General features: G+C 70.3%; 4 protein-coding genes. 2 read left to right on the top strand and 2 right to left on the bottom strand.

Going from position 1 to position 6058, the window contains the following annotated elements:
* Nucleotides 1–381 precede the first annotated feature (381 nt).
* Nucleotides 382–1683, bottom strand: coding sequence for a TetR/AcrR family transcriptional regulator C-terminal domain-containing protein (locus tag HII36_RS59060; RefSeq protein WP_328808292.1), 1302 nt, complete (start codon nt 1681–1683; stop codon nt 382–384).
* A gap of 67 nt (nt 1684–1750) precedes the next feature.
* Between HII36_RS59060 and HII36_RS52570 the strand changes: the two genes are divergently transcribed.
* On the top strand, nt 1751–3505 hold the full coding sequence (locus HII36_RS52570) for a right-handed parallel beta-helix repeat-containing protein (RefSeq protein WP_173530921.1): 1755 nt from the start codon (nt 1751–1753) through the stop codon (nt 3503–3505).
* Between the two features lie 784 nt (nt 3506–4289).
* On the opposite strand, the gene hisN is transcribed toward HII36_RS52570, so the two are convergent.
* Nucleotides 4290–5117, bottom strand: coding sequence for a histidinol-phosphatase (gene hisN / locus HII36_RS52565; RefSeq protein WP_217371060.1), 828 nt, complete (start codon nt 5115–5117; stop codon nt 4290–4292).
* A gap of 63 nt (nt 5118–5180) precedes the next feature.
* Here hisN and HII36_RS52560 point away from each other — a divergent pair, with 63 nt between their 5' ends.
* Entirely contained in the window at nt 5181–5627 is a 447-nt protein-coding gene (locus tag HII36_RS52560) for a DUF4442 domain-containing protein (RefSeq protein ID WP_173530919.1), read from the top strand.
* The last annotated feature ends 431 nt before the right edge of the window (nt 5628–6058 follow it).

Genomic DNA, 6058 nt, shown 5'->3' with positions numbered 1-6058 from the left:
GGCGTGGGGTGGCCGGTGGCCGTGCTCGGGTGGCCATAGTCGAGGGTCGAGGGTCGAGGGTCGAGGGTCGAGGGTCGAGCGGCCAGGCGGTCTGCCGGTCTGCCGGTCAGGCAGGCTGTGGGCTGAGCACCTGCTAATTGGGCGGTCCTCTAGTTGAGCGGCTGCGGTTCGGTGGTCTGCTGGCGGTCTGCCGGTCTGCCGGTCTGCCGGTCTGCCGGTCTGCCGGTCTGCCGGTCTGCCGGTCAGGCGGGTCTGCGGGCTGAGCGCCTGCTGGTCAGGCGGCCTTCTGGTTGAACGGCTGCCGGTCGGATGCTCTGCCGGCGATAGGGCGGTCAGGCGGTAGGACTGGCGGGTGGGCTCGGCGGTGGCTTGGGGGAGTGGTCAGTTGGATTGGCGTTTGCGGTAGGCGCGTTGGCGGCAGGCGCGGGAGCAGTAGACGCGCGGTCGCCCGGACGGCGCGGCTTCCAGCGGCGCCCCGCACTCCTCACAGACAGACGTTTCGTCACGCTTTTCGTCACGCCGCTCATCGCCCGGATGACGCTGGTGGCGGCCGCCGGGGATCCCGGTTCCGCCGAGGTCCTGGCGGCCGTGGTCGCCGCGCTCTTGGATGAGCGCTTCGATGCCGTCCAGGAGCCGGCGCAGGCCGAACTCGAAGGGGTCCTCGGGCTCGTCCCAGCCACCGGCCGTCCACAGGGCCGAAATGGTGGGATAGCGGTCCAGGCGCTCGAAGAGCGAGCCGCGGGCGCCCCACCACTCCTCCTCGCTCACGCCGCTGCGCCGCTCCTCCTCGGCCGCCTCGACCAGGAGCAGCGCCTCGGCGTCCACGAACCGTCCGACCAGGCCGACGACCGCGATCACCTCGGACGGCCTGAGCCCGGTACCCATGACCGTGGCCAGCAGATGGTCGTAGTACGCGACGGAATTGGGGCCAGGAACGTGCCGCGAGCCGCGTACCTCGGCCAGCCAGGGATGCCGCTTGCGAATCTCCCATGCCTGCCGGACGGAGCTCTCCATCCGCTCCCGCCAGCCCTGAGGGGTCGCCGATGCGGCGCGTCCCACCATTCCAGACCCGTCCGCGCGTTCCTGACCGCCCGGCCCGCCCACGAGCTCCCGTTCACCCGGCCCGTCCGCAAGCTCCTGTTCATCCGGCCCGTCCGTAAGCTCTCGATCGCCCGGCCCGCCCGTAAGCTCTCGATCACCCGGCCCGCCTGCAGGCTCCCGTTCACCCGGCCCGCTTATGAGCCCCCGATCGCCTGGCCAGCCCGCGAACTCCGGCTCGCCCGCAAAAGCCAGCCCGTTCGCGGACTCCGGCCCGTTCGCGGGCTCATGTCCGTCCAGCCCAGGCGTGGCGGTCTCGGGGGCCCGGTCGTCGGGCGTTCCCGCAGGTCCGGTGCCCTCCGAGGAGCGGACGCTCGGATGCTCGCCCAGCACCTCGTCCCGCATCAGGTCGACCAGTTGATCGCGTCCGGGCACGTGCCGATACAGCGACATCGTGGTGAACCCGAGCCGGTCGGCGACCTTGCGCATCGACAATCCGGCCAGCCCTTCGGCGTCGGCGATCTCGATGCCGGCCCGCACGATCCTGCCCAGGCTCAACCCCGGACGCGGCTCGTGCCCGTGCTCCGCCGCGCGCCACAACAGCTCGACCCCGCGGTCGGGATCGTTCTCCTCGTCCCCGCTCACCACTGGCCACCTTCCTTGTTTATGGTGTACTACTACGTGTACACCATAAACAGCAAAGGGGATCCTGATGTTCCAGTTCCACGTCGCTCCCTCCGGCGACGATACGTGGCCGGGCAGTGCTGATCGTCCGTTCGCCACGTTGGAGCGCGCCCGTTCCGCGGCCCGGGAGACGTCCGGCGACGTCGTCGTCCACCTGCGCGCCGGGACGTACGCACTGACCAGCCCCTTCGAGCTCACCGAAGCCGACTCCGCCGACCCCGGGCAGGACGGTCACCGAGTCACCTACCAGGCCTACGGCTACAACACCCCCGGCCAGGAGGACGTCGTGATCAGCGGGGGCCGGCGCATCGCCGACTGGCGGGTGGAAGACGGCCTCTGGCTGGCGAACGTAGGCGACCTCGACACGCGGCAGCTCTACGTGGACGGCCGCCGGGCGGCCCGCGCCGCCATCACCGGCCTGCCCGGCACCGTGAACGCCACCGTAACGGGTTACGTAACGGACAGCGGCGAACCGCGCGACTGGCGGAGCCCTGCGGACGTCGAGTTCGTCTATCGCGGCGTCTACCCATGGACGGAGGCCCGCTGCGGCGTCGCCGCGATCTCCACCGAAGCCGGCGAGACCGTGATCACCATGGCGCAGCCCGCGTTCGACTGGGCTCACGAACTGTACAACTCCACCTGGGAAGGCCAGACCTCGCACGGACCCGGCCTGCCGACCAGGATCGAGAACGACTCCAGTTTCCTCAGCGAGCCGGGCACCTGGACGCTCGACCGTTCGCGTCCCGGCCGTCACGTCCTGCGTTACCTGCCGCTTCCCGGCGAGGATCCCGAGCGCACGACGGTGATCGCCCCGGCGCTGGAGACGCTGCTGATCGCGACGCGGGTGCGAAACGTCTCGTTCAAGGGCCTGACCTTCGCGGACGCGACCTGGCTGCGTCCCAGCCGCCCCGAGGGGTTCCTGCACTACCACGGCAACGGCTACTACGAGGGCGGCGGCGTGGAGACGGCGGTGATCGGGGAGGGTGCGTCGGTGACGTACCCGACGACGTCGGCCGCGATCCCCGCGTCGGTGACGTTCGCCGAGACGAGCGGCGTGGAGATCGAGGGCTGCCGGTTCACCCGGCTGGGCGCCTCCGGACTGGGCGTGTCGGGCGGCAGCGGGCTCACCGTGCGCCGCTGCGACTTCGACGACCTGTCGGCCACCGCCATCACGGTCACCGGCAGCGAGTCGACCCTGATCGAGGACAATCTGATCCAGCACGTCGGCGTCGAGTACACGGGTTCGCCGGGCGTGTCGACGCACGGCACACGGGGGTGCGTCATCGCGCACAACCAGATCACGAACGTGCCGCACTGCGGCATCGTGGTGGGCGAGGGGCGGGGGAACCGCATCCTGCGCAACCTCACCGTCGACACGATGCAGGTGCTGGCCGACGGCGGCGGCGTCTACCTGGCCGGATCGCAGGGCGACTCCCACGACACCGGGGCGCTGATCAGCGGCAACGTGATCAAGGACACGCGCACGCCGTACAACTTCGGCCTGTACACCGACTACGGCGCCTCGTGGGTGAGGGTGGAGGAGAACGTCGTGATGCGGGCCGACAACACGGCCGTGCTGGAGGTCGGGCCGCCGCTGGAGAACGTCGTCTACCGGGGCAACTTCTGGGACGCCGACCCGCTGGGCCACGACAACCCGCCGGCCGGGGTCACGTACGAGGACAACACCACCATCAAGGACGGGGACCGGCTGGACGCGGCGACCAGCACCATCCAGTCCCAGGCCGGCCTCCTGACCCGCCGCCCGGCACCGGCACCGAAGTAACCCGGCGCTGCCCGGGACCGGCACTGAAGTGGCACCCTGCCCGGGACCGGCAGCGCAGTGGCCCCCGCTGCGCAGATCCGGCGCTGACGTGGCACCTTGCCGGGGCCGGCACCGCAGTAGCCCGCAACCCAGGACCGGCGCTGAAGTGGCATCCTGCCCGGGACCGGTAGCGCAGTGGCCCCCGCTGCGCAGATCCGGCGCTGACGTGGCACCTTGCCGGGGCCGGCACCGCAGTAGCCCGCAACCCAGGACCGGCGCTGAAGTGGCATCCTGCCCGGGACCGGTAGCGAAGTAGCCCGATACCCAGATCCGGTACTGAAGCGGCCGGTCGCCTGGCACCGGTGCCGGAGTAGCCGCGCGGCCAGGCGTGCGTGCCGAAGTAGCCGGCTCCGGGCCGGTCCCGGGTGGCCCCGGGCTGGCCCCGCCTTGGGACCCTCACACCACCCGTTGATCAGGAGGCCCGACCCATCGCCCCACCGCCCATCGGTCACCCGGCAGGGTCAGGCTCGCAGCCCGCCGGCCGGGGTCCTCGGCCCGGGGCCGGAGCCGGGCTCCCGGTGTGCGGGGTTGGGCTCCCGGTGGTGCGGGGTTGGGCTCCGGTCGGACAGGGGATGGCTGGACCACCGCTGGTCGGGCTTCGGATGGGGATGGTCGGGCTTCGGATAGTGGGGCTCAGCCCATCGGAGAGTGGCTGGATGCCCAAAGGGCGCGATGACAAGCGCTCCAGGGCGGGTCCTCCTACCGAGGGTTGGAGGCCAGGTCTGACCCGCAGGGGTCCTGTCGGTCAGCGAGCCGTCCCGTTGAGCCGAGCGAGCACCTCGTCATGCAGGACGCCGTTGCTGCAGACCAGGCTGCCGCCCTCCAGCCCCTTCACCCCGGAGAGGTCGGTCCAAACGCCACCGGCCTCCTCCACGATGACGGTGAGCGCCGCCATGTCCCAGGGCGACAGTTCGGGCTCAGCGGACAGATCCACCGCCCCCTCCGCCACCATCATGTGAGACCAAAAATCCCCATATCCCCGACTCCGCCAACAATTCCGCGACAAGTCCAGGAAATTCTCCAGCCGCCCGGCCTTTTCCCATTCCTCGATGTCGGAGAACGAGAACGACGCGTCACCCAACGTCCCGACCGAGGACACGTTCATCCTGGACGCCTTGGTCAGGCTCTTGCCCGTCCACGCGCCGCCCTCGGTGGCCGCCCACCAGCGACGGCCGAGCGCGGGAGCCGAGACCAGGCCGACGACGACCTTGCCGTACTCCATGAGCGCGATCAGCGTGGCCCAGATGGGCACGCCCCGCACGTAGTTCTTGGTGCCGTCGATCGGGTCGATGATCCACGACCTGGCGCCCCAGCCCGTCTTGCCGAACTCCTCGCCCACGACCGCGTCACGCGGCCGGGCGCGCCGGAGCGTGCCGCGGATCGCCTCCTCCACGGCTCGATCGGCGTCGCTGACCGGCGTCAGATCGGGCTTGGTCTCGACCTTGAGGTCGACCGCCTTGAACCGTCGCATGGTCAGGTCATCGGCGGCGTCCGCCATGACATGCGCGAGGCGTAGATCATCGTTATAACCCTGCACGATCGCCCACGCTACCGTGCCGGGCATAGAGAACATCAGTCACCTTCGCCCCTTTTCTCGTAACTCTCGCCTCAGTTACTCGCCAGTAGCATGTATCTCATGTCTCTCGACGTTGGCGCTTTCCTGCTGCAAACAGTTCCCTTCGCCCGCACCCTCGGCATCACCTTCGACTCGGTCGCGGACGGCCGTGCCGTGTGCCGTCTGCCCGACCGTCCGGACCTGCACAACCACGTCGCGGGACCGCACGCGGGAGCGCTGTTCACGCTCGCCGAGTCGGCTTCCGGCGCCGCCATGCTCTCCGCTCTCGGCGATCAGCTCTCCCGCGCCGTCCCGCTGGCCACCACGGCCACCATCGGGTATCGGAAACTGGCCATGGGCGAGACGTACGCGGAGGCTCGGCTGCTGGTGACGCGCCAGGAAGTGATCGACAAGCTGGACGCGGGGGAGCGGCCGGAATTCGACGTGGCGGTGGACATCAAGAACGCCGAAGGCACGGTCGTCTCCACCTTCACGATCACCTGGACCCTCCGCCCCAACCGCCCCTGACCCATCAGCATCCGCTGAACCGCCGCCGACCTCCCGCGCCCGCCTCCTCAACGGACGCGTCGGCTACACGGAATCGGCCATTTCCCGGACGCAGTCCTGCGGGACGCAGCGACTTGCGGGACGCAGCCATCTCGGGGACGCGGCCGCCCATAGGGGGCGAGGCCCGCCCACACGCTTGGCGGCCGGCCAGTCGTTCCCCTAGGCAGCAACCACCCAGCCCCTGGACAGCGGGCTCGTCCGGGGGCGGCCGTGGTGCGGTCCGCCTTCTGGGCAAGCCGCCGCGGTGCGCGTCCGTCAGGCAGGCGAGCAGCGATGTGGCCGGTACCTGGACAGGCGGTGGCTTGCGGGAATCGTGTTAGAGGAGCCTATGGTGGCGGCGTAATGGAGTCAGGAGGCGGCCTGCGGACGTAACGGGGTCAGGGGTTCTGGGG

Source organism: Nonomuraea antri, assembly GCF_013283785.1.
GTDB classification, from domain to species: domain Bacteria; phylum Actinomycetota; class Actinomycetes; order Streptosporangiales; family Streptosporangiaceae; genus Nonomuraea; species Nonomuraea antri.
This window is presented reverse-complemented; position numbering and strand designations above follow the sequence as displayed.

What these genes read in the sequence shown, in the direction of transcription:
- HII36_RS52570 (WP_173530921.1), top strand. Translation starts at nt 1,751, where the DNA reads ATGTTCCAGTTCCACGTCGCTCCCTCCGGCGACGATACGTGGCCGGGC.
- hisN (WP_217371060.1), bottom strand. Translation starts at nt 5,117, where the DNA reads ATGTTCTCTATGCCCGGCACGGTAGCGTGGGCGATCGTGCAGGGTTAT.
- HII36_RS52560 (WP_173530919.1), top strand. Translation starts at nt 5,181, where the DNA reads ATGTCTCTCGACGTTGGCGCTTTCCTGCTGCAAACAGTTCCCTTCGCC.